The 22,125-nt window shown below is 60.8% G+C and carries 19 protein-coding genes and 3 pseudogenes; 10 read left to right on the plus strand and 12 right to left on the minus strand.

Going from position 1 to position 22,125, the window contains the following annotated elements; genetic code table 11:
* Nucleotides 1-160: 160 nt before the first annotated feature.
* The 3 genes and pseudogenes from QP803_RS22935 to QP803_RS22945 all read right to left on the minus strand — a co-directional run bounded on the left by QP803_RS22935 (nt 161) and on the right by QP803_RS22945 (nt 3,536).
* Nucleotides 161-886: a response regulator gene (locus tag QP803_RS22935; protein ID WP_284948285.1), complete on the minus strand. Its 726-nt coding sequence runs from the start codon at nt 884-886 to the stop codon at nt 161-163.
* 112 nt (nt 887-998) lie between these two features.
* A complete protein-coding gene (locus QP803_RS22940) occupies nt 999-1,679 on the minus strand; it encodes a chalcone isomerase family protein (RefSeq protein ID WP_284948243.1) in 681 nt (226 codons plus the stop codon).
* A 1,048-nt stretch (nt 1,680-2,727) separates the two neighbouring features.
* Nucleotides 2,728-3,536 (minus strand): annotated as a pseudogene (locus QP803_RS22945) (IS5 family transposase).
* Nucleotides 3,537-5,116: 1,580 nt separating this feature from the next.
* Between QP803_RS22945 and QP803_RS22950 the strand changes: the two are divergent.
* On the plus strand, nt 5,117-6,391 hold the full coding sequence (locus QP803_RS22950; RefSeq protein WP_284948245.1) for a porin: 1,275 nt from the start codon (nt 5,117-5,119) through the stop codon (nt 6,389-6,391).
* On the opposite strand, the gene QP803_RS24225 is transcribed toward QP803_RS22950, so the two are convergent.
* The 5 genes and pseudogenes from QP803_RS24225 to QP803_RS22970 all read right to left on the minus strand — a co-directional run bounded on the left by QP803_RS24225 (nt 6,349) and on the right by QP803_RS22970 (nt 9,464).
* The gene (locus QP803_RS24225) at nt 6,349-7,137 is read right to left on the minus strand and encodes a transposase family protein (protein WP_434082941.1); all 789 of its coding nucleotides are present in this window, start codon (nt 7,135-7,137) and stop codon (nt 6,349-6,351) included. The genes QP803_RS22950 and QP803_RS24225 overlap by 43 nt on opposite strands.
* A 474-nt stretch (nt 7,138-7,611) precedes the next feature.
* Complete coding sequence (locus QP803_RS24230) at nt 7,612-7,875, minus strand: YrrC family ATP-dependent DNA helicase (RefSeq protein WP_434082939.1); 264 nt, start codon at nt 7,873-7,875, stop codon at nt 7,612-7,614.
* Nucleotides 7,850-8,017: pseudogene (locus QP803_RS22960) on the minus strand (integrase core domain-containing protein); the annotation flags it as partial. The pseudogene QP803_RS22960 and the gene QP803_RS24230, both read right to left, overlap by 26 nt.
* Nucleotides 8,018-8,122: 105 nt before the next feature.
* Nucleotides 8,123-8,311: pseudogene (locus tag QP803_RS22965) on the minus strand (integrase core domain-containing protein); the annotation flags it as partial.
* A gap of 50 nt (nt 8,312-8,361) precedes the next feature.
* Nucleotides 8,362-9,464 (minus strand): IS3 family transposase gene (locus QP803_RS22970; protein ID WP_284944979.1). Its coding sequence is split into 2 segments (ribosomal slippage): nt 8,362-9,203 and nt 9,203-9,464, totalling 1,104 coding nucleotides; the frame shifts between segments, so codons are not numbered across the junction.
* 231 nt (nt 9,465-9,695) lie between these two features.
* Here QP803_RS22970 and istA point away from each other — a divergent pair.
* The 4 genes from istA (at nt 9,696) to QP803_RS22990 (ending at nt 12,915) form a co-directional block, all read left to right on the plus strand.
* Entirely contained in the window at nt 9,696-11,204 is a 1,509-nt protein-coding gene (gene istA, locus QP803_RS22975; RefSeq protein WP_284944277.1) for an IS21 family transposase, read from the plus strand.
* 79 nt (nt 11,205-11,283) lie between these two features.
* Nucleotides 11,284-11,979, plus strand: a complete 696-nt coding sequence (gene istB, locus QP803_RS22980) for an IS21-like element helper ATPase IstB (RefSeq protein ID WP_434082940.1) — start codon at nt 11,284-11,286, stop codon at nt 11,977-11,979.
* A 131-nt stretch (nt 11,980-12,110) separates the two neighbouring features.
* Nucleotides 12,111-12,296: a hypothetical protein gene (locus QP803_RS22985; RefSeq protein WP_284948246.1), complete on the plus strand. Its 186-nt coding sequence runs from the start codon at nt 12,111-12,113 to the stop codon at nt 12,294-12,296.
* Nucleotides 12,259-12,915 (plus strand): site-specific integrase, encoded by a 657-nt coding sequence (locus tag QP803_RS22990; protein WP_284948247.1) that lies wholly within the window; start codon nt 12,259-12,261, stop codon nt 12,913-12,915. The genes QP803_RS22985 and QP803_RS22990 overlap by 38 nt, the downstream gene beginning before the upstream one ends.
* A gap of 39 nt (nt 12,916-12,954) precedes the next feature.
* Here QP803_RS22990 and QP803_RS22995 read toward each other — a convergent pair whose 3' ends face one another.
* Nucleotides 12,955-13,467: a hypothetical protein gene (locus QP803_RS22995; RefSeq protein ID WP_284948249.1), complete on the minus strand. Its 513-nt coding sequence runs from the start codon at nt 13,465-13,467 to the stop codon at nt 12,955-12,957.
* Here QP803_RS22995 and QP803_RS23000 point away from each other — a divergent pair.
* Nucleotides 13,457-13,765, plus strand: coding sequence for a hypothetical protein (locus QP803_RS23000; protein WP_284948250.1), 309 nt, complete (start codon nt 13,457-13,459; stop codon nt 13,763-13,765). The two genes, QP803_RS22995 and QP803_RS23000, sit on opposite strands and share 11 nt — an antisense overlap.
* A 12-nt stretch (nt 13,766-13,777) precedes the next feature.
* Nucleotides 13,778-13,900, plus strand: coding sequence for a GNAT family N-acetyltransferase (locus tag QP803_RS23005; protein ID WP_284948251.1), 123 nt, complete (start codon nt 13,778-13,780; stop codon nt 13,898-13,900).
* A gap of 189 nt (nt 13,901-14,089) precedes the next feature.
* Here the strand turns inward: QP803_RS23005 and QP803_RS23010 are convergent, their stop codons facing one another.
* The 3 genes from QP803_RS23010 to traA all read right to left on the minus strand — a co-directional run bounded on the left by QP803_RS23010 (nt 14,090) and on the right by traA (nt 18,534).
* A complete protein-coding gene (locus QP803_RS23010; RefSeq protein ID WP_284948252.1) occupies nt 14,090-14,686 on the minus strand; it encodes an HAD family hydrolase in 597 nt (198 codons plus the stop codon).
* A 58-nt stretch (nt 14,687-14,744) separates the two neighbouring features.
* On the minus strand, nt 14,745-15,023 hold the full coding sequence (locus QP803_RS23015) for a hypothetical protein (protein ID WP_284948204.1): 279 nt from the start codon (nt 15,021-15,023) through the stop codon (nt 14,745-14,747).
* A 124-nt stretch (nt 15,024-15,147) separates the two neighbouring features.
* Nucleotides 15,148-18,534 carry a Ti-type conjugative transfer relaxase TraA gene (traA, locus tag QP803_RS23020; RefSeq protein WP_284948253.1) on the minus strand — a complete coding sequence of 1,129 codons (3,387 nt, stop codon included), beginning with the start codon at nt 18,532-18,534 and terminating at the stop codon, nt 15,148-15,150.
* A gap of 182 nt (nt 18,535-18,716) precedes the next feature.
* Here traA and QP803_RS23025 point away from each other — a divergent pair, with 182 nt between their 5' ends.
* The 3 genes from QP803_RS23025 to QP803_RS23035 are packed head-to-tail and all read left to right on the plus strand — an operon-like array spanning nt 18,717 to nt 22,046.
* Entirely contained in the window at nt 18,717-19,172 is a 456-nt protein-coding gene (locus QP803_RS23025; RefSeq protein ID WP_284948254.1) for a hypothetical protein, read from the plus strand.
* Nucleotides 19,173-19,179: 7 nt separating this feature from the next.
* Complete coding sequence (locus QP803_RS23030) at nt 19,180-21,846, plus strand: type IV secretory system conjugative DNA transfer family protein (RefSeq protein WP_284948255.1); 2,667 nt, start codon at nt 19,180-19,182, stop codon at nt 21,844-21,846.
* Nucleotides 21,843-22,046 carry a hypothetical protein gene (locus QP803_RS23035; protein ID WP_284948256.1) on the plus strand — a complete coding sequence of 68 codons (204 nt, stop codon included), beginning with the start codon at nt 21,843-21,845 and terminating at the stop codon, nt 22,044-22,046. The genes QP803_RS23030 and QP803_RS23035 overlap by 4 nt, the downstream gene beginning before the upstream one ends.
* The last annotated feature ends 79 nt before the right edge of the window (nt 22,047-22,125 follow it).

The raw sequence follows: 22,125 nt of genomic DNA on the forward strand, positions 1-22,125 counted from the left end.
GCATCGGAGACCAAGATCCGTATTGTCTTTCTGTGGAGCCGTTATTGATAGCATCCTTAGTGGCAGGCGAGCCGCGCGCTTTTGATAACGGCTATCTCTTTACCGCCATGGCTGCTGAGCGAGCGTCGCGTGGTCCGCGAGTCTGATGACAAGCAGCCCATCAGATACGGTCCACGATGGCGGCGAGGATGTAACCGCCGCTACGGACTGTCTTTATGATTTGTCCCTGCTCACCAGGGTGGTTCAATTTGCGTCGCAAGCGACTCACTGCCACATCGACCGCGCGATCGACCAGCGTCGTTTCGTCCCTGCGAGACAGAGGATGCAACATATCCCGTGTAACAAGACGGTTCGGGTGCTCCAGGAATGCTAATAGGAGATCGTATTCACCTCTCGTTATCGGCACGCCAATGCCATCCGGATTCAGAAGCCGTCGCTGGCTCCGCTCGAGTATCCAACCCGCGAACCGCAGCGGCTGCTCTGTGCGGTTGCCCCCAGTTACGTTTTTCTGCCTCTCGCTAGCGCGGCGCAGGACTGCACAGATGCGCGCCAACAACTCGCGCGGATTGAACGGCTTGACGATATAGTCATCTGCGCCGAGTTCCAAGCCGGCAATGCGGTCCGCATCATCACCCATGGCGCTTACAATGACGATCGGCACATCCTGCTGATCTCGTAGCCACCGGGCAATCTCCAAGCCGTTTTCGCCGGGAAGCATAAGATCGAGCACGACGAGGTGAAATGCACCATATGTCCAGGCATACCGCGCTTCGCGCCCGTCCCGGACCGCAGTCACTCGGAAACCGTTCTTCTCCATAAATCGAGAGAGTAGAGTTCGAATTTCCTGGTTATCATCGACTACCAAAAGATGCGGGCGCAGTTCCATAAAAGAATTATACGTCAAAGCTTTACTCGTAGGGCAGCTGTTTTGCATCTTGTTGCAGTTTGTAGCGCGAAGGCCGCTCTCATCTAGAGAGAGCGGCAAACGAACTTACGCGCTAGAAGCCTAGTAGCTCTTGTTTCAGGCGCGTGGTCGCGGGATGGAGTCCGATAAAGGATGCGAGCATTGCTTCGCTGAACACCAGGTCCGGGACGCGTCCGATCAAATGACCATCGTCAAACGCTGTGAGTCCATCGTGGCCAAAGAGAAGGGTAACATCTTCGCCGGAGTGGATTGGCTGCAAAGCCGCGAGAAAGCGAGCTACGGTATCCGGTGACAACTTGCACGGCGATGCGCAGTTCTCCAGAAGGCCCGTGCGCCACGCATTACGAGCATCAGAGACGTCGACGTCATGCAAAAAATGGATCTGCAGCATCTTTCGCTCGGAAGATCGTAAAATCTCATTCGCGTCATGGCTTGGTGTCTGCAGATAAAGACCTGCCACATAGATGTGAACACCAAGGATCGAATATGTCCGCAATCCGATGCCATTTAGGACGAGCTGCGTGCCTTCGATGCTGCTGGAATCCGACATGCTGACACCTGCCATCTCCGCCGCCCGCGTCATTGACGAATTAGAAAAGAAGAAAGTCATAGCTATTATTGTTGCAAGAACACGCCGGCGGCGTTGGACGCGCATATCCGATCGAGGTATCCAACCTTCTGTCCACGTCATGGAACCGATCCTGCCATTTCCGTCGATCGACAACATTTTTCTTCTATAGTCGTCAAACCTCATCCGAATTCCTCAAACTCCAGGTTGCCGCGGCTCTTAGCTTATGCTCCGACCGAGCAGCCTTGTCACGGTGATCGCCGTAGCGCGTCGCAGGTGTTGCTCATCAATCTCTTCAGTCTTTGCACACCAGTCAGTCATGGGTTTCTCTTTCGCAACCCGACATGACATCCTATCTAAGGCGGCGCATCATTATCTGGTCGACAACCGTGCATCGCAGATCTCCACGCGGAGCGTATGAGCAGAAACGACATGGCAATCGAGAATACGATGGATAGACGCTTTATACCCGGCCTCGCATTACTCTTGGTTCTTCATCTTCTGTCCGCATGCTGTAGCGACCCGTGCGGGTGGAAGTCTTGCCAAGCATCGAATAGAAATAGCTATGACGGAGGCTACGGAAACTCAGGTGGATTTGATCGAGGCTTTGGGGGGCAGTAGTCGACGAGTTATACAGCCGTCGGCAATCGTCGGAACGAACACATGCCAGTATCACCTGTCGTGGGTCGCCCGGCTTTATCTCACATGTCTTCATTTGATCTTATGCCCTTACAAAGCGTAATCGTTGGGACATAGCCGTGTAACCACCTTTGTATACAAAGGCGAAACTACGATCGATAGAAAGCGTCGCGGGGGCATAGTATGATAGTACTGAAGCTTTCCAGGGCATCTGTTGCGCTCGCGGCGGTCGCCTTCAATCTCTATCCGCAGAGGGCGTTCGGAAAACGGCAGTCGCGGACATCCCTAACCAGATATGCTTGCGGGGAAACCGGAACCTTCTATTCCCTCCGTTGTCAGGCAGTGGCGACTTACTTTCGAGCACATTGGAGCATTCGGGTGGGGATGTTGAGGATCCTCAAGTCTAACAAAGTGCGTCCGGATCTCATCGAAGATGCTGTTGCTTCGGGTTTCGCTGCGTTCGCGGCGGGAGAAGTGCGGTGTCCGTTTGTGGAGAAAGCTCTTGCTGACGCATGGTGGGCCGGATACCGATGTGCAGATCAGCTTGATGCGGCTATTTGGTAAACGGCTCTGCTGGAGCTGGACTTAGAGGGTGTTATGAACCTGCGGCGATAGCGGCTGCTTGTCTGAGCATGAGACAAGCAAAGGCCACGATGTGCGGGCTGGCAAGTATTGTGGCGTATCGCTCATAATCCTTGACGAGCCTCCGGCAGCGCGTTGCCCAGGCGAATGAGCGCTCCACGACCCAGCGTCGTGGCAATAGGACGAAACCGCGCTTGGCCTCGGAGAGCTTGATCACCTCCAATGCCATGCTTCTGCCTGCGCCGCGGCTGCAGGCTTGGGTCCGGTGTAGCCCTGGTCAACGTAAGCCAGTTCGACGGTTTGCCCCGTCGCTTCCTGCACGGGCTGAGCCAAACGACCGACTTCGGCACGGTCATCGACGTTGGCAGGCGTCACGTGCGACGCCAGCATGTGGCCCAGCGTATCAACGGCCAGATGCAGCTTGGAGCCCTTCTTGCGCTTGGCGCCGTCATAGGCTGCCCGCGTTCCGCTCTCCGGCGTCGACCGCAGCGTGCGGCTGTCAAAGATCGCCGCTGTCGGCTTGGTATTGCGCCCGGCCGCCATCCGCAGCACAGCGCGGAGATCCTGCGCCAACGCCTCGAAGCATTCCGCCGCCATCCAACGCTGCGTCTGCTGATAGACTGCCGCCCATGGTGGCAGGTCATTCGGCATGGCGCGCCAGGCGATCCCGTAGCGGATCAGATAGCGCAGGCCGTTGAATAACTCCCGCAGGGAATGCTGACGTTGGGCGGCATCCTCCCGCATCAGCGCCAGGTAGGGAGCAACGAGGCTCCACTCCTCATCAGAAACGTCAGAGGGATACGGCTTGCGAGCGGGCGTCATCCATCATGACTGCACCAGACCCGCTCAAAAGTACATAACACCCTCTAGAAAGTCCAGGGTTCCATACGTAACCGAAGTTCCTTTGCGAGAGTCTGGGCGGTTGTTCCGTCAGACATTTCAATCGTTAGCTACATCATCATCGGAGTGACAACCGAGAGCGCACCGATATCTTCTTCGAGATGTTCGACCTGACTGCGCTGCGGTCTTCTAGCCGTCAATCGGACATCGTCTCGAACCGTGAGACGGCGTGATCCGACACGGTCACGCTGCCGGGAGCCACAAATGCACTTGGGCTGTCGGATTCTCCAAGGCATCGATAGTCGTATCCTGCCACTGCGGCTCGCCGTCGGATGACATCCGCGATGGCCGTCTCGGTCATTGGAGCGGTCGCCAAGAGATTACCGGCAAGTTGACGGAAGACCGCTCCGCTCTGTATGTCCGCTCGGGCCAGCCAGGTGTTGAGAAGGCTGACAGGGCGAATGTGTGTACCTTCCGTAAGAATGATAGTGGACTTTCTAGGTGTCACATGCGCTCCGCTGCGGCCAAAGCAGATTCGGATTTCATCTGAGCCACGCGTAATATGCTCAACACAGAGTCGTGCGAGTTCCGAACGCCGGAAAGCTCCAGCGATACGCATGGCTAGCATCGCCCGATCCCGCACGTCCTCACAGGACACCCCCGATATCGACTGTAGAATGGCTTGGAAGGCTTTAGTCGTGGATTGTCGGCAACGGTCACGAGTTCGGTGGCTTCTTATCTCAGCTAACGCGTTGTCGATGACGTACCCCTCATCGTGTGTCCGGGGCAATGGCGCATTGTGAACGCGGTGCATGTAACCGATCGCCGCGAGGCGGCGGCTGACGGTCATTATGGCGAACCCTTGCATCGACTCTCCAAGGAGAAACTGTGCGATCACCTGGGGATGAGCTCCTATCGAGGTCTTTCCGTGCGTTTGACACCACGATACGAAGCGCGACCAGTCATAGGCGTAGGCTTGCTCAGTCAAAGGAGCGATTGCCGACTGTGTATGCCCATCAGAACATTTCAAGAGAGACATAGAGCTACTATCCGTTAGCCGGCGCGCCACTTGGATCTCCGCCATAGGTTGAAATTCTTGCTCGAGGTCCCGTGGCAACCATTCTTTTGACAACAACCGCTCCTATCGTGTGGGTGTGACCATCTTGCTTACAACGACTATCTCTTAGGTTGCGAGATGGTCGTCGCTGATACAGAAGCGCCTTCAGATGCATTGCCGGTGCCGAGGACTCCTCAAAAGGTCGTAATCGGCTGCTAGCATTGCGTGGGGCAACCACCCACACAATCGAATTCGTGTGACATTAAATGTCATTGCAGTAACCAACAGTTTAGAGTTCTAGTGCGCCAAATAAAAAAACGAAAAGTTATCGAATTAAGGCGAGGCAACATGTTGCAAATAAAACACACAGCCACAGTGTAGCGCATACACAACAATAGCTAAAAACGATCCTCGTAGAGGGAATTCCCTATTGTTGATAGGCAATTTTCGGCGTTATTCCTCTGCGGTAATGTGAACCGCAGCCATACAGCAGTGAGGAATCGAAATGAGGAATATTCTATTAGCGACGACAGCAATGTTGGCCGCTTCTATTGGTCTCGTGATGAGCGCTGAAGCCCAGACCACCACATCCACCGCCGCACCTGGGAGCGTGATCGTGCGCCTTAATGGCCGTGTCAACTGGTACGCGGGCGTTGAGAGTTCGTCTCTCGATAGCATTGCAGGGACAAAGACCAGCACGACGTCATTCCTGAGTTACTTCCGCCTCTTCCCCGGCTTTGATGGGATAGCCGCCAACGGCTTGCACTATGGCGCAGCTGCAGAAATCCGCATTAACAGCGGCAGCAGCGCGAGTTCGGAGACCCTTTATGTACACCAGGCCTATGGATATCTTGGTCTTCCAAAGCTCGGCCAAGTGAGTTTCGGACAGGAGAATGGGCCTGTCGTCGTATTCGAGACGGGAACCTTTGAAGGTTTTAACGATGGCGGTTGGTGGGGCGATCTTCCCGGTATCGTTCCCACTAATGCCGAGGCGGTCTATCCATTTGTTGATAATGGGGGCCTCAGTCAAGAAACGGATAAAATCGTCTATCTATCTCCCACGTTTGGTGGATTTCAATTCGGTTTGGGTTACGAACCAAACCACACGGCAGAGAATGAGACCTCCGCCGATACGACCGTGACGACGGCAGTCTCAGGAGGAACTCCAAGGAATCTCATCGACTTTGGAGGACAGTACACCAAGACGTTCGGTGGCATAGGTATACAAATCGGTGCTGACTATCTGCATTCCGGCCAAGTTAGCGGCACGGGATCGCAATCAAAGAGTTATACGACGCCAAGCGGCTACCACGATTTAAGTATCATCTCAGGAGGCGCGACGGTTAGTGCCGCGGGCTTTACGGTCGGTGGGAACGCGGTCTACGGCGACTTCAATCAGGTGAGTGGTTACACGTTTGAGCTCGAGCCCAACGGAGGCCAGGCCGCAATCGGCGTGCTGGTGGGTGCTCAATACACTATGGGGCCGGTTGTCGTGGGCGCAAGTGTCTTCCGCTTCAACACGACAGGTGACCTCCCCGGCGGGATTGACGCCGCAGGCGGGACGATTAGCTCAGCCGGCCTGACGACGGGTCAGCAAGTCAATAATGGCCTAGCCGCAGGCGGGACTTACACCTTGGTTCCCGGTGTCAGTCTGTTTGTCGATTATGATTATGGCTGGCGTCATCAGGGTGGATACGATTTCGCGACGGGCGACGCGGGCGCGGATCACAACAATGTTCAATCGCAACTCTTTGGTGTTGGAACCCAGGTGCAATGGTAGCCAAAGAATAACAATGGATCCGCTACGGTTCGAAACGGGGGAAAGAGTGATCTTCCCTCGCATCGGTGTACACTGCCGATACGCTCCACAGGGAGCGGGAAGTTGAACGATGAGCAGGTGCTATAGAACTTTGCGCCGGCGTTCAACCGTAAGGCGGTTGCCTTGCTGGAAAGTAGCGGGCGGCTCTTGACTGACGCCCGTCGCAGGCAAATTGGGCATCTAGAGGGTGTTATGTACTTTTGAGCGGGTCTGGTGCAGTCATGATGGATGACGCCCGCTCGCAAGCCGTATCCCTCTGACGTTTCTGATGAGGAGTGGAGCCTCGTTGCTGGCCTTGCCACGTCCATCAGGCGCTCCGCGAATGTACGGCGAGTGCAGTGGCGATTCACGCAATGAAACCGCCGCGCAGCGACGCGTAGCGTCACCGGCCGACCCAGCCACGGCAGGTCGTGCAGCAGACGTCGATACGTGCTGTGAACGCGTCGCGACAGATTGCGGCAGACCGAGCATTCCGCCGATGCTGATCGAGGCACTACTTCAATTAAGACCCGATGAAGTGTCGAGACCACCCGGATCACCTTAAGCGAACGCGGAATGAAAGACAGCAAGGCGGAGGACACAGGGACGAGCACCATGGACATGAATCCATGTCTCTCCTTGATTCGCCCTAATAGTACAAGCCTGGGAGCACGGGAAGTGCGGGAGAACCATTCTTCGAACGGCGTTGACACCACCGCCGAGAGCATGGTCAGAAGAGGTGGCAACACAGTTAAAGCCGGCTCAGGCAGAGCTCGCGGCGCAAAAGCGAAAAGCTCCTCCACAACCTGTGCGACCTCCTGCCAGGAGCAGTGCGGCGAGAGGCAATCTGAATGTCAGCGCGCAGAGACGGCCGGCCGCCTAATTCCCGATGCGCAAGTGGGCCGCAATGTGATCAGCCGTCGGAAGCCGATGGCCCAGATGGAGCGGGCAAGCCGGTAAGGGTTCTCCGTGATGAGGGCGACTGCCCCTACCCATAGCTCTTGAAGATGGGGCTGCGCGGGAGGTGCCAACGCAATGGGCGTGCAGGAACAGCTCCTTCTCGATCTGGTCGGAGACGGCGTTCGCAAAAGCCAGCACCAACACTCGGACATAGATCGGGCCGATGCCGCGGATCATCCCCGAGTCGAGGTATTTCCAATTTTCTCCAGCGTCTTGGGCTAGGTGGTAGTGATGTGAGTCGCCTAGAATTGTAGCCCATGGTCGCGGTCGTTGACCCAGTTCCCGATAGTGCTAATGGACTTCCCGACGCTGATGGTCGCCGCGTTCCCCTTGACGACGACAAAATCGCGGGGGCCCCGCGACTTGACCCGAAGGACGTGACGTGACCCCCGTTTCTCATCCAGCCGTAACGAGAGTCCAGGCGTGATTGCTCTGCACCCAATCTTTGGAGCGGTCGAGGGTAGAGTTTCGGGCCTGTTTTCACGATGACGGGCTGGGTGCGCCATCGGGATTTTGCAGTGAGATCGGTGACCTGTTGCCAATCGCGCCGTGTGGGCGAACCTCATTGTAGTAACTGCGCCAAGCCTCCAACTTTTCCTGCGCGTCTGCAAGCGTCAGGAACCAGTGGGCGTTTAAACATTCTGCTCGTATGCTCTGCACCCAATCTTTGGAGCGGTCGAGGGTAGAGTTTCGGGCCTGTTTGCTCTGCACCCAATCTTTGGAGCGGTCGAGGGTAGAGTTTCGGGCCTGTTTTCACGATGACGGGCTGGGTGCGCCATCGGGATTTTGCAGTGAGATCGGTGACCTGTTGCCAATCGCGCCGTGTGGGCGAACCTCATTGTAGTAACTGCGCCAAGCCTCCAACTTTTCCTGCGCGTCTGCAAGCGTCAGGAACCAGTGGGCGTTTAAACATTCTGCTCGTAAGCGGCCGTTAAAGGCCTGCTCTGCACCCAATCTTTGGAGCGGTCGAGGGTAGAGTTTCGGGCCTGTTTTCACGATGACGGGCTGGGTGCGCCATCGGGATTTTGCAGTGAGATCGGTGACCTGTTGCCAATCGCGCCGTGTGGGCGAACCTCATTGTAGTAACTGCGCCAAGCCTCCAACTTTTCCTGCGCGTCTGCAAGCGTCAGGAACCAGTGGGCGTTTAAACATTCTGCTCGTAAGCGGCCGTTAAAGGCCTCGATGAAGGCGTTGTCTGTCGGCTTGCCGGGCCGTGAGAAATCCAGCGTGACGCCGTTGGCATAGGCCCATAGGTCGAGGTCTCGGGAGATGAACTCGGACCCTTGGTCCACGCGGATCGTCTTGGGATAGCCCACCGCGGCGCAGGTCTGCTCAAGGGCGGCAACCACGTGCTCGGCCCGGTAGCTGAACCGTGGATCGACGATCGGCGAGAAGCGAGAGAACGTGTCGATCACCGTGAGCACCCTGATCTTCCTTCCGGTTGCCAACTGGTCGTGCACGAAGTCCATCGCCCAGGTCTCATTGGGTTGCGTGGCGGGTTGCCGGTCATCCCGGAGCTTTGCCTTGACCCGCCGCTTGGGCGTCTTATTGCGTAATTGAAGACCTAATTCATTGTAAATCCTATAAACCTTCTTGGCGTTCACTCGCCAGCCCTCTCGGCGGAGCATCACATGCACACGGCGGTAGCCGTACCGCACGCGGGTCGCACAAATGTCTTTGATCCTAGCCTCGATTCCGGCCTGGTCGTGCCGACGGGACTTGTAGTGGTAGGTGGAGGTATCAACTTCGAGAACCCGGCAGGCCCGCCGGATCGAGACATCCCACTCGCCACACATTCCGTCGACCAGCTTGCGCTTGCGAGCAGGCCCTAGAGTTTTCGGCGGATCACGTCCTGCAGCATCTCGCGATCCAGCGACAGGTCAGCCACCAGCTTCCGAAGCTTTGCGTTCTCGTCCTCAAGCAGCTTCAGCCGCCGCATCTCCGTCGGCAGCAGCCCATCGTATTTCTTCTTCCAGTTGAAGTAGGTCGCCTGACTGATCCCGGCCTTCCGGCAGATGTCCGTCACAGGGATCCCGTCGGCTCCCTGCTTCAGGATGAATGCCTTCTGCGCGTCCGAAAACTTCGATGCCTTCATCGTTCTCCGCTCCTCCCAGCCAGGGAAGAATGGCACGGAAAACTCTACCTAAAAACGATCCAGTTTGCGGGGAGCAGATCACGTAAGCGGCCGTTAAAGGCCTCGATGAAGGCGTTGTCTGTCGGCTTGTAAAACAGCGTGCAAAAGTTCCCAGATTCCAGGGGTAAACAGCGTCCAATAGTTTCCACCCTGGTCGTGCGATCATCCGGCATTTTTGCTGGGGAATCTGGGGTGCTGCTCATGGACTTGATTGCCGAGATCCGGCGCCGCCATCTGGTCCGCCACGAGAGCATCAGCTCGATCGCGCGGGACCTTAAGCTGTGCCGGCAGACCGTCCGCCGGCATTGCCGGACCGAAGCCCAGCCGTCCTACCAGCGCAGCCGGCAGCCAACGCCGATGCTGGGAGCGGTCCAGCAGACGCTGGAGACGTGGCTGCGGACCGAAGGGCTTCTCCCGAAAGCCCAGCGCCGCACGGCCCAGCGGCTATTCGAAGGTTTGCAGGCGGAGGGCTACCGCGGCGCCTACGACAGCGTGCAACGTTTCGTGCGGCGCTGGAAGGCGGACAAGTCGGGCCCGGCGCTGGCGCACGCCTTTATCCCGCTGGCCTTCGCACCCGGCGAGGTGTGCCAGTTCGACTGGAGCCATGAGCATGTCGAACTCGGCGGCGTCATGCAGACCATCAAGGTTGCGCATTTCCGGCTGACCTTCAGCCGGCAGATGTTCGTGGTGGCCTACCCACGCGAGACCCAGGAGATGGTCTTCGACGCGCATAACCGCGCTTTCGCCTTCTTCGGCGGGGTGCCCCAGCGCATGGTCTACGACAACCTCAAGTCCGTTGTGGAGACGATATTTACCGGCAAGGAGCGGCAGTTCAATCGGCGCTTCATGGTGCTGGCCAACCACTATCTGTTTGAGCCCGTCGCCTGTACCCCCGCCTCTGGATGGGAGAAGGGGCAGGTCGAGAACCAGGTTGGCAACATCCGCGAATGGCTATTCACGCCGCTGGCCCGTTTTATCAGCTTCGATGCGCTGAACGTCTGGCTGGCCACGCGCTGCCGGGAGCTGGCGCAGCGCAAACACCCGGTAACGCCGGAGCGCTCGATTGCCGCGTGCTTTGCCGAGGAGCAGCCGTCGCTGCGGCAGATCACCGCGACATTCGACGGCTATGTCGAACATATGCTGCGCGTGTCGAGCACCTGCCTGGTGGCGGTGGATCGCAACCGATACAGCGTGCCAGCCGCCTTCGCCGGCCGCGCTGTCTCGGTGCGCACCTCAGCCGCCGGCGTGCGCATCGTGGCCGACGGCGCAATCGTCGCCGACCATGCCCGGCGGTATGGGCGTGATCAACTGATCTGCGATCCGTGGCATTATCTGCCGATCCTGGAACGCAAACCTGGCGCATTGCGCAACGGTGTGCCGTTCCAGCAATGGGATTTGCCCACGCCCATCCGGCTGGTGCGCGACCGCATTCTCAAGCAGCCGAAAGGCGATCGTGCTTTTGTCGAGTTGCTGATGATGGCACGCGAGTTCGGCCTGGAGCCGCTGCAGGTCGCCTGCGAATTGGTATTGGACGGCAATGTCATCACTGCCGCCGTGGTGCTGAACGAGATGCGCCGGCTTGTCGCACCCAGCACGCCCGCCATGCTGAACGTGCCCGACATGCTGAAGCTCCAAACCGAGCCGCGCGCCGATTGCGGCCGCTACGACCACCTGCGCGAGGTGAGCCATGTCATCCACTGATCTTGCTGTTAAGCCTCTTGCCTTGGTTGCTTCCGGCGTAGACCGCCTCGGCCAACTCAGTGCGCTACATCTCTACGGCATGGCTACCGCCTGGAGCGAGTTGCTGGCGGAAGGCCCACGTCGGCCGATGCAGCCCGAGGCATGGCTGGACCGGTTAATCGAAGCCGAGCTTGCCGATCGCCAGGTCCGCAGCCTGCGCTACCAGCTCAAGGCCGCGCGCTTCCCTGTTCATCGCGACCTGACCGGTATCGAATGGGCCGAAACCCCATTGCCGCAGGCGCAAATCGAACAACTGGCGACCGCCGCCTTCATGGCAACCGCGCACAATCTGATCCTGGTCGGCGGCACCGGCACCGGAAAGACCCACATCGCGACGGCGCTGGGTGTCGCTGCCATCCACCAGGGCAAACGCGTGCGCTTCTACAACGCCGTCGACCTGGTCAACCAGCTGGAGCGGGAGAAACAGCAGGGACGCGCCGGCAATCTCGCCCGTCAGCTGGTGCAGACCGACGCCGTGATCATCGACGAACTCGGCTATCTGCCGTTCCCAGCCTCGGGCGGCGCTCTGCTGTTCCACCTGATCAGCCAGCTCTACGAAAAGACCTCGCTGATCTTCACAACCAACCTCTCTTTTGCCGAATGGGTGGGTGTCTTCGGTGACCCAAAGATGACAACCGCACTGCTGGACCGGGTCACCCACCACTGCGACATCCTGGAGACCGGCAACGACTCGTTCCGCTTCAAGCAGCGAAAGAAACAGCCGAAAAACAGCTGAGAAAGTGGAAACTTTTGGACGCTGTTGCCTGGTAACTATTCAACGCTGATTGACACCCGGCGACGCTGCGCGCCTACAAAGCCGATCAGGCTAACTTCAAGGCATGGTGCATAGAGCGCAAGCTCGATCCCATGCCATCCACGGCCGAGGTCGTCGGCGCCTATCTGGCGGATGCCGGGCGCGGCTATGCGCTGTCCACGCTAAGACGGCGGGTCGCCGCCATTGCCCGAGCCCATCGCATCGCCAAGCAGCCGCTCGACACGCGCCACCCTGCCATCCGTGAGACCTTACGCGGGCATTGCCCGCACCCATGGTGAGCCCCCTCGCCGCTCCGCCGCCATCACTACGGCAGAGATCAAGCGTCTGCTCCGTGTCTGCAGCGACGATATGGCGGGCACCCGGGATCAGGCCCTCTTCCTCGTCTGTTTCGCCGGCGCCTTGCGCCGCTCTGAGCTCGTCGGCCTCGATGTCGAGCATATCAACCGGACCGACGATGGCCTGCGCCTGCTCATCACGCGTTCCAAGACCGACAAGGAGGGCGCCGGGGCCGAGATCGGGCTATCGCGCGGTCGTGCCATGGCCACCTGTCCCGTGACAGCGCTGGAGCGCTGGCTTGAGCAGGCCAAGATCACTGCCGGTCCGATTTTTCGAAAGGTCGATCGTTGGGGGAAGGTCCATAGCAGTCGCCTCGATCCCGATGCCGTGCGCCAGATTCTCAAAAAACGTGCCCTGGAGGCGAAGATCACGGGAACGATCTGGGAGCCAATCACGCCCCACGGCATGCGAGCCGGTTTTGTGACGACCGCCTACAAGAATGGCGTCCCCGATGAAGAAATTATGGGTCACACGCGTCATCGAAGTCTGACGACGATGAGAGGCTATATCCGACGATCGAAGCTCAATACATCTAGCCCGGCCGGCAAGCTTGGCTTGTAATGGCTGCACAGGCTGACCAACACCAGATACTTGGCCGCCCTACGGAGACCCTAGCACCTCAACGTGCCCCGCGCCTCCAATATCGTCCCGGAAACGATCAAGTGCGCTGATAGGAACATCACGCACCAAGAAAACGGCGCCGTTCGGAATGGTCGTCAACCAGATACTGGGGAGCGCGATGCAACGCGGATTGCCCGACATAAATCGTACTCCACGACCGGGACGCGCTCCCCGCCGGCTCCTCAGAGACGCCGCGATCTCGCGCCCGACGAGGTAGATGGGCTGTTCAGCGGCCTCAAACACACGTCGATACGGGACTTGCTCATCGACGGTTACCTTAATCTCAACGGTGTCTTCAAAAGCGGCGCGCGTCCCGTCGACACCCCAGATATCGAGACAAAGGGCACGAAGCGCCTCCTCCTGCGAGTGAGGAAAACTCCACCCGATACCGGCACCCAACCACAGGCCGCCTATCTGCTTTGACCGGTGCGGCAGCACCGGATGATATGGAGCCTGCAGTTCAAGGCGGTCTGAAACTTGAATGACAACCATCGGCGTCTCCCGGAGCAGGCAGAATCGTACGCCCTTCCGAATCGCTAAGCCAACGCGAAGTGTCGTCGACGCCATGAATTTATTGAATCAGAAAAGGGGGAGAGATCAGTTTTTTGAATCCAAGGCTTCTCGTTGCGGTCGGCAATTGCCGACGGTACCGGTCATCCGCGCTCTGACGCGCGAAGCCTATGCCAAATGGATTCTGGCCTTAGGGCGCGAGCTCAAACCGATGACCGCTGATTATAATGACATCGCAAGGAAGATCGCATTGATCTGCTGCACGTTGATTCGTAGTTAGCAGCTCATCGAGATGATCGGAGAGGGCGACCACCTCCTCACCAAGAATCTTTCGGTGACCCCAGCTTTTCAAAATCGAGGCTTAGGTCGGAAGCTTTTGGCGCATGCCGAGCAAGTCGTTGTATCGTTGGAGTAACCTCATTAAGCTTTATACAAACAAGTTTTTCACCGATAACCTACGGCTGTATCTCAGGGTTGGTTACGGAGTTGATCGGGAGCGGGCGTTCTTGGCGGGATCACCGTTACATGAGCAAGGCCGCTTCAACGCGCTGAGTGGTCTAAATGTATATTGATCTCGGTTCGAATTCGATCGTCGCGGATCTCACTATAAGCGCGACCCGCTGGAGATTAAATCCATTAGCCTTGCTGACGAAGTCCAAAGCGCGGCACGCCATCCTACTTCGAGGGCCGCGTCAACATTCGCGACTGAATCGTCTATCAGAAACATGTCCTCGGGAGTCAGTCCGACCCGTTTTTCCACTTTGTAGAAGAAGTCATGGGTCGGCTTTCTACACCCCATCGCGGCCGAGTAATGGCATCCGTCAACGTAGCTGGCGAGTTTCAGGTTTCTGATGAGATAGGCCATGCGCTCATGCTCTTGGTTTGTCGTCAGGTGGATCTCGATCCCCATCGCTCTGAGTTCGACCAACTCATGCAGCAAATTTGCACTCACCTGCGCGTCGTTCTCAAACCAGTAGTTTAGTAAACGGTCTATTGTCAGTGTGGGTGCGCACTCAGCCAGAATGGGCCTAAGTGTTTGGCGGAGTTCAGCCTGACCCGTCACGATTTTATCCCAATAAGGAATGAAGAATTTCTCGTGTAATAGGGAATATTCTATACCAAGGTCTTCATGGATCGAGCTTCCCCAATGCTCACCTGACAAAGATTTCCCGGTCACCAATACGCCGTCCACATCAAGCATAAGCGCTCTGATCATGAAAGTCCCTTTTGCGTCGGCTCGCGCTGCGGCTACGTCGTTTCTATCGCTCCCGCTCTGGGCGGCCGTCGCGGACGTGCCGAATGATCCGCGAGCTGTCTTTCTGCCGCTGCTCCTTCGCCAATTCGGCTTGTGCCAGCCGCTGCCGTTCACGCTCGGCTTTGTCCTGATTCAGTTGGGCTTGGCCCGCCTCACGCTGCGTGACGATGGCCCCTTGAGCCTCTTTCGCAGAGAGGACAGACGTGATGCTCTCCTTGAAAGCTTGGCGCTCGCGCGCTTCCCGAACCTTGCGCCGCAGCGCGTCTTCCTGCTCCCAACTCATGGCCAAGGCTTCCTTCTTCGATTGCCCACCAGCCTGTCGAGACAGACGGCGGCAAGCAGCACCACCACGAAGGCGGCACCACTCATGGCCAAGCCATAAGGCTCTCCTCCACGTGTCCCATTTCCTAACGCTCCATACCCCGATCAAGATCCTTGCCGCGGCTGAGCGTCCGCCCGCGTGCCTGTTCCTGAGCCTTCTCGCGTTGCGCTTGCATTTTCTCCTGCTGCACCTCGCGCGCAAGGGCCGCGCGCTCCTGCAATTGCGCCAGCTTGGCTTCCGCCTGGGGTCGGACCGTCTCCAGCGCCTCGGCCTCCTCGCGTTCCGCAGCCGGCAGCGCCTTCACCCGCTCGTCTCGCTTCTGTTCCTCAAGGGCCAGGCGGTGCGCGGCGGATTGCTCGTCGCGCTCGTGTCGGCTCATCGCGTCATCAACCCGCACCCCGGTCCGATGGCCGTATTGGGCCAAGGTCCCCATCGCCTTCCACCGCGCGTCCCCCTGGTCCGTGGCGTAATCCCGCTGCCTCCCATAAGTCTCGATTGCACTCTCGGAGTAGGCGATCCCCTTCCGTATCTCCTCGAGGCGATCGGCAGCGGCGGCATAGGCGGGCGACACCAGCCGTGCCGCGTCGGCGACCGTCATGTCGCGGGGGGCGACCGCATCCCGGTCGCGCGTTCGATCTGCCTCCATGGCCCGGCTGAGGCTCAAACCGTCCAGCTTCCGCAGGTCGCGGCGTAGAGCCTCCCGACGCGCCTCTTCGGGCGTTTCCAGGGCAGCGGGTTGTGTTGGCGCGTGCGCGCTTTCTGCCGCCTCCTGTGCCCGCGCGCGGGCCAACTCCACCTTCGCGCGCAGACTGTCCGCCGCACGGTCCGCGCGCATACCTGACGGGTCGGGTCCGCCTTCGGCAGCAGGATGATCCCGCTCCTCTGCCAGACGCCCCTGTGCTGACTGATCCTGAGTTGGGTGCCCCTGAACCGGGCGTCCCTGAGCCGGGTGCCCCTCTCCCGCCCGCGCCGCCGTCGTGGATGCCGCATCAAGGTCGCGCGTATCGGCTGAGCGCCGCTCGGCCGGGTGTCCCTGAGCGAGACGCCCGTCAGTGGATCGCGTCTCTGCCGGACGCTCCTGCACGACCTCCGACACCACGATCTCGCTCCGCGGCACGAGACCCCGCCGCTCGGCGTAATCGAGCGTCGTCTCCTTGGCGTTGGACCGGCTCAGCCGCTCCGTGAGCGCTGCCAGGTCGCGGAACTCATCCCGCCCGGTATAGAGTGTGACCGCTGCCCGGTGCCGTGTCATGCCGACATAGGCAAGATGCCGGTCCATGCTCTCCGAGGCGAGAACGAAGGCCCGATCGACCGTCGCACCCTGCGACTTGTGGATGGTCGTGGCATAGCCGTGATCCACCGCGCGGTAGTGCTGCGCGTCGATCGTCACCACCCTCCCCGGCAGCCGTCCCTCGGCATCCAAACGCACCCGCAGAGCGCCCTCCTCCGCGCGTTCGACCGTGCCGAGCATGCCGTTCTTCACGCCGAGGGTCCTGTCGTTCTCGAGGAACACCAACCGGTCGCCGGCGGCGAACCGCCGCTCTCCGTCCGTCGTCAAAAACGCGACCTCATCCGTCAACGCGGCCTCTGCCTGTCGGGCCTCTCGGATATCGTCGTTGAGCGCCCGCACATCGGTGCGGCGATGCGCCAGCACGATCCGGCTGCTGTCGGGGTGTGCCGCCCGGTCCGCCATCACGTCGCGGACGATGGCAGCGCGCGCCTGGTCGCGATCCTCGGCGAAGCGCACCGCGCCATGGGCGTCATAAGCGGCCAGGCCCTCCGCCGTCCGGTTGCGACCAAAATCCACCGACGCTTGCCTCTGCCACGCCTCTCCCTGCCGGCGCACAGCCTCGAGCTCCGCAAAGCCGATGCGATCCGCGATCGCCCGGAACGCGGCCCCCGCATTGATCGGCTGCAACTGCTCGGGATCGCCCACCAGCACCAGCTTGGCACCGGCTTGATCGACCGCCGCCACGAAGCGCGCGAGCTGCGCCGAGGACACCATGCCGGCCTCGTCGATGACGAAGACATCACCCCTCTGGAGCACGTCATGGCCACGCTTCCAGCTCAACTCCCAGGAGGCCAGAGTGCGCGAGGGAATGCCGGAGGACTGCTCCAGGCCCTCGGCCGCCTTCCCCGCCAGGGCGGCGCCCTTGACGCGGCGCATGGTGCCATCGCCGTTCCATGCCTTTTGTGCCGCCGCCAGCATCGTGCTCTTGCCGGCGCCGGCCAGGCCGACGACGGCGGCGATGCGCTCGGGCCCCGTGACATGTCGCACGGCCTCCCGCTGTTCGTCAGAGAGGGTTCTGTGTGTCGCGAGGCTCGCCTCCGTCAGCGCGCGTTGCGCACCACGTCCAAGCATCCCGGCTTGCGGCGCCGCCATCCGGTCAGCCCTCTCGGCCATGTCGCGCTCGATCTGGAATTGCGCCTGGGTGGTGTAGCGCGCCAGCTGCACGACACGGCCTTTGGCGCCCCCCGCGTCTCGCTGCTCGGGTTGCAGCTCCAGCAGGGCCGGGCTCGCCATCACCCGCGCGAAGGCCATCTGGAATCGGTCAGGCTGATCGATATAGCGATGCAGCGCCCGCGCCACATCGTGCCGGTCGAAGACGCTCTTCTCATCCGTCAGGATCGACAAGACCTCCTCCGGCCGCTCCCGGATCCGGGCGGCGTTCCGTCGCGCGGCCTCGGCATCGATCCGCTTGCGTTCGACCGCCCCGCCGCGTCGGGTCACCCCCGTCGCATGCACACCGACATGCTGCGTCGGCTCGATCTCCAGGCCACGCTCCAAATGGCTGCGGTGATCGACCCGCACATCGAGGTTCGCTCGTGCCAGAGCGTGATTGACCTGCTCCTCCCAGTCTTGGCGGATCGCGCGGAGCTGCATCTGCGATGTCGGCCGGTCCTCCGACAGCAATCGCTTATTGTCCCATTCGAGCTGCGTCTTCTCGCCCAAGCCCCCAGGCGTCACCTGGCGCGTCGTCATCAGCAGATGCGCATGCCGGTTGCGCAGATCCTTGCCCTCATGCGGCTGATGGATCGCGACATCGACTGCGGCCCCGTAGCGGTCGGCCAGGCCCTGCGCGAACCCGCGCGTCAGGTCCAGACGCTGCGCATCGTCCAGCTCATGCGGCAGGGCCAGCACGAACTCACGCGCCGTGCGTGCATCGGACCGCTTCTCGGCGAACTCCGCAGCGTTCCACAGCGCGGCACGGTCCCGCACCCATTCCGGTAATGGCGACGGCAAGACCGATCCCATCGGTACCGATCCCGTCGGCGCTGATGCAGATTCCCCCGCCATTCCGCGCGGCAGTACGATCTCCGTATGATCGATGCCGCGCCGGCCGGTATAGGCATGCGTCACACCGTCGCGCTCGTTGGTGAGAGCCTCGCCGGCGCGATAAGCCGCTGCGGCGACAGCGCTGCGGCCCTGGGTGCGGCAGACCGGCTTCATGCTCAGGTGGTAGATCGCCATGCCGCACAACCATTACCAAGCACTGAGTTGCGACAGCAACTCGTAAGTGCGCCCTTAGCTCATTGTATTCGCTCGGGTATGTTGTCCTGGTGCCTTCAAAAACCCGTGAGGTTGCGCACGCAACGGTTGCAGATGATCGGGCGGCTGGCTTTGATCGGCTTACACGATCAAGGAGCATGCGTGTGGCTAAAATCACTGCCGACCAACTCGCCCGGCTGCAACAGAAGGCCGATCAGCATAACGCCAGGCTCCAAGCCGCCAAAGCCAGACTGCTCGAGACCGAACGTAAGCTCGACACCCGCCGCAAGATCATCGCCGGCGGTCTCCTCTTCGATGCGGCAGCCAAGGACAAGCAATGGGCAAAGCATCTGTCGGTGCTGCTCTCCCGCATCGATCGCCCCAATGACAAAGATCCCTTCGAGGGCTGGAGCATCGAGCAATACAAGGCCGAGGGTGGTAAGCTCGGTGCACGGAAGCAGGCAATGCTCGATGCCAATGGCGGCGATGAGGTGCGGCCTGCAGAGGTACCGCCTGCAGAGGCGCCGCCGGCTGAAGTGCAAGCGAGTGAGGTGCGAGCCGACGAGGAGGATGGTTTAACGCCAGAAGACGAAAGATCGACCGCGAGCGCCGCTGAGTGAGGGCCGGATGATGCGCGCTTCACTTGTCCTCGCCGTCTTTTTCCTGACGGCCTTTTCCGTCGCGTTTGGAGCAGCCCGCGCCGATAGTGTCGCGGACCTCGCCCGCCCCTCCTCCACCATCCCCGGATGTGTCAACGACTGGAACCCGCTCGATCACGTCACCCAGACCTGTGAGGGCAAAGCCGAGGCGCAGATCTGGCAGGAACGCGCCACGGCCATCAATACGGCGCGCGACGTCATCACCGACGCCTCGCGCGATCCCGATCATGCTGACCAGGCCGCCGTCCTCAATGCGCTGAGCACTCTGGCATCCGCTGCCGATGCCATCGCCGCCACCTATCATCCAAGTCCACGCGATCCGGATCCGTTTGCGGCGACGCTGGCCTGGATGCGTTTGCGGTTCCAAGCTTTCCAGTTGCCGATCCCGGCCAGCCTGGGCGACGGTTTCCGGGAGTTCTTCGGCATCCTCAAAAACCCGGCCCTTCTGCGCGTCGAGCGCAATACCGCCTACGACCGATCCGCCATTCTCGCCGGGGCCCTCAGCGAGGCGGTGACCGACAGTATCGACCAAATCGTGCAGGCGACCGACGCCGCCGTCCTGGCCGCCCATCAAGCGGCGGTCGTCGCCGCCCGTTCAGCAGAAGATGGCCACTACAATGCCGCGGCAGCCGGCTCTGCCATCCGGGCGGCGGCAGGGGTCGATCATGCCGCCCTGGCGGAGGGACAGATCCAGATCCTGGACGAGGTGCTCGCCCAGCATCCGGCGGAATCCGGTTACGCCGCCCGCACCGGCCGCAAGCTCGCCGCCATCCCCAAAGGGCTGCTCGGCCTGGTCGGTCTTTGCGTCTTCCTGGTGGTGATCAGCTTCAAGCAGCGCATGATTCGCTTTGGCCTGCGCAGCGCCGTAGAGGGCTCGCTGCTCTTCATGGCTGCCGCCATTGTCAGCTGGCTGCCCGTGGTCCTTCTCTTCGCGATCGGCGTCTTGCCCGGCGGCATTGTCCCGGGCCTGCTCTGGCTCGCCCTCTTCGGGGTGCTCTTCACCGGCGGCGCCCGTCTTCTGCCCGCACGTCTGCGCAGCGGATGGTTCTCCTTTCTCGGCCTCTTCGGCGGTGGCGATAGATCTGCCGGAAGCACCCATGGCACCGCCCGCTTCGGCGAAGCCCAGGACGCCATCGCGGCCGGGCATCTCGCCCCCGCCGCCCCTGCCGATGCTTTCGTTCTCGGCTGGCTGCGCGGGACGGGGCACCTTCCGGACGGACGATTCCGCCAGGGCGGTCACATCCTCACCTGCGCGCCGACCGGCGCCGGCAAGGGCATCGGCGCGGTCATGCCCAATCTGCTCGATTATCCCGGTTCCGCCTTCGTGCTCGACCTCAAGGGCGAGACCTATGCCGTCACCGCCCGCGCCCGCCGCGAGGCGGGGCAGGACGTCTTTCTGATCGATCCCTTCGGCATCACCGGGGCGCCACGGCACGCCATGAACTGGCTGGATGCGCTCGATCCGGAGGACCCCGATGTCGTGGCCCTCGCCGGGTCGCTCGCGGAGATGCTGGTGGTCTCCTCCGGCAGCGAGCACGACCCCCATTGGAACGACACCGCGCGCGAGCTGCTGCGTGGTCTGTTGATCTATATCGCGGGCCTTCCACCCGAGCGCCGCTCCATGAGCACGCTGCGCGAGATCGTCACTGCCGCCGAGGATGATTGGGCGGAGATTCTCGCCGATATGCTCGCCGACCCGGCGCGCGGTCAGCGCATCGTCGCGCGTGCCGCCACGGCCCATCTCAACCGCCCGGAGAAGGAACGTGGCTCTGTCCTCTCCACCCTCGTGCGCCACACCGCCTGGCTCGATGATCCCCGCCTGGCCGCCGCGTTCAATCGGAGCGATTTTGATCTCCGCGATCTCAAGCGCCGGCGGATGACGGTCTATCTGGCCGTGCCCCCCAACCGCCTCCGCGCCTGTCTCGGTTTTGTCCGCGGCTTCATCGGTCTCGCCCTCGACGCGATGACCGCTGTGCCGGGGCACTCCACCCAGGAGCAGCCGCGTCAGGGGCACCCGGCTCAGGGGCGCCCTTCAGAAGGACGCCCTGCAGAGGGACAGGTGGCACAAGGCAATCCGACTCAGAGCCACCTCGCACAAGGGACCCCATCTCATAACCAGCCGATGATGCGCGTGGCCTTCTTCCTCGACGAGTTCGGCCAGCTCGGGCGCATGGACAGTCTCGCCGATAACATCACTCTGCTCCGCGGCTACGGCGCCCAGTTCTGGCTCTTCGTGCAGGACCTCTCCCAGCTCAAGGCCGTCTATCCCCGCTGGCAGAGCTTCCTCGCCAATACCACCCAGCAATATTTTGGCACGGCGGATTACGACACCGCCCGCTACATCAGCGACGCCCTCGGCCAGTTCACCATCCGCTACCGGACCACCAGCCAGTCCTCCCAGACCGGCTTCAGCACCCGGCCCGGCGGCGGTTCGGCGGGGTCGGGCGAGCACCTCCAGGGGCGGTCGCTGCTGACGCCGGACGAGGTCATGCGTCTCGGACCCACCCGGCCGATCGTCATGATCTCCGGCGAGGCGCCCCACCTCCTCGACCGCATCGACTACCGCACCGACGCCCCCTATGCCGGCCGCTTCGATCCCAACCCCATGCACCAAGCCCAAGAAGCCGCTCAATGAGGGTCTACCTCGTCGCCCCCGTGCCTTTGGGCGCCTTGCTCGTCGGCTGGGCCATTGGATGGAGCCTTGGCCTCCTCATCCTCCTGGCCGCTGCCCTCTCTCTCGGCTTTGGGACCGCCTTCTGGTGGTGTTGGGACGCCTGGCAGGATCACCGCCGCCAGCGGGCGTTGATGGCCCCGTTGCGTGCTCATCATCGCTAACGGTCATTCAGACGAGAACAGGTACGAGGATAGAGTGGATCGTGATCCAACGAACGCGGAGCGCAATTCAACGGGTATG

The organism is Acidisoma sp. PAMC 29798, assembly GCF_030252425.1.
In the GTDB taxonomy this organism is placed as follows: Bacteria; Pseudomonadota; Alphaproteobacteria; order Acetobacterales; family Acetobacteraceae; genus Acidisoma; species Acidisoma cladoniae.

What these genes read in the sequence shown, in the direction of transcription:
- QP803_RS23035 (WP_284948256.1), top strand. Translation starts at nt 21,843, where the DNA reads ATGAGGGTCTACCTCGTCGCCCCCGTGCCTTTGGGCGCCTTGCTCGTC.
- istB (WP_434082940.1), top strand. Translation starts at nt 11,284, where the DNA reads ATGGCTACCGCCTGGAGCGAGTTGCTGGCGGAAGGCCCACGTCGGCCG.
- QP803_RS23030 (WP_284948255.1), top strand. Translation starts at nt 19,180, where the DNA reads ATGATGCGCGCTTCACTTGTCCTCGCCGTCTTTTTCCTGACGGCCTTT.
- QP803_RS22950 (WP_284948245.1), top strand. Translation starts at nt 5,117, where the DNA reads ATGAGGAATATTCTATTAGCGACGACAGCAATGTTGGCCGCTTCTATT.
- QP803_RS24225 (WP_434082941.1), bottom strand. Translation starts at nt 7,137, where the DNA reads ATGCTCTCGGCGGTGGTGTCAACGCCGTTCGAAGAATGGTTCTCCCGC.
- traA (WP_284948253.1), bottom strand. Translation starts at nt 18,534, where the DNA reads ATGGCGATCTACCACCTGAGCATGAAGCCGGTCTGCCGCACCCAGGGC.
- QP803_RS22985 (WP_284948246.1), top strand. Translation starts at nt 12,111, where the DNA reads ATGCCATCCACGGCCGAGGTCGTCGGCGCCTATCTGGCGGATGCCGGG.
- QP803_RS22995 (WP_284948249.1), bottom strand. Translation starts at nt 13,467, where the DNA reads ATGGTTGTCATTCAAGTTTCAGACCGCCTTGAACTGCAGGCTCCATAT.
- QP803_RS23000 (WP_284948250.1), top strand. Translation starts at nt 13,457, where the DNA reads ATGACAACCATCGGCGTCTCCCGGAGCAGGCAGAATCGTACGCCCTTC.
- QP803_RS23010 (WP_284948252.1), bottom strand. Translation starts at nt 14,686, where the DNA reads ATGCTTGATGTGGACGGCGTATTGGTGACCGGGAAATCTTTGTCAGGT.
- QP803_RS22940 (WP_284948243.1), bottom strand. Translation starts at nt 1,679, where the DNA reads ATGAGGTTTGACGACTATAGAAGAAAAATGTTGTCGATCGACGGAAAT.
- QP803_RS23015 (WP_284948204.1), bottom strand. Translation starts at nt 15,023, where the DNA reads ATGAGTTGGGAGCAGGAAGACGCGCTGCGGCGCAAGGTTCGGGAAGCG.
- QP803_RS23005 (WP_284948251.1), top strand. Translation starts at nt 13,778, where the DNA reads ATGATCGGAGAGGGCGACCACCTCCTCACCAAGAATCTTTCGGTGACC.
- QP803_RS24230 (WP_434082939.1), bottom strand. Translation starts at nt 7,875, where the DNA reads ATGGCGCACCCAGCCCGTCATCGTGAAAACAGGCCCGAAACTCTACCC.
- QP803_RS22935 (WP_284948285.1), bottom strand. Translation starts at nt 886, where the DNA reads ATGGAACTGCGCCCGCATCTTTTGGTAGTCGATGATAACCAGGAAATT.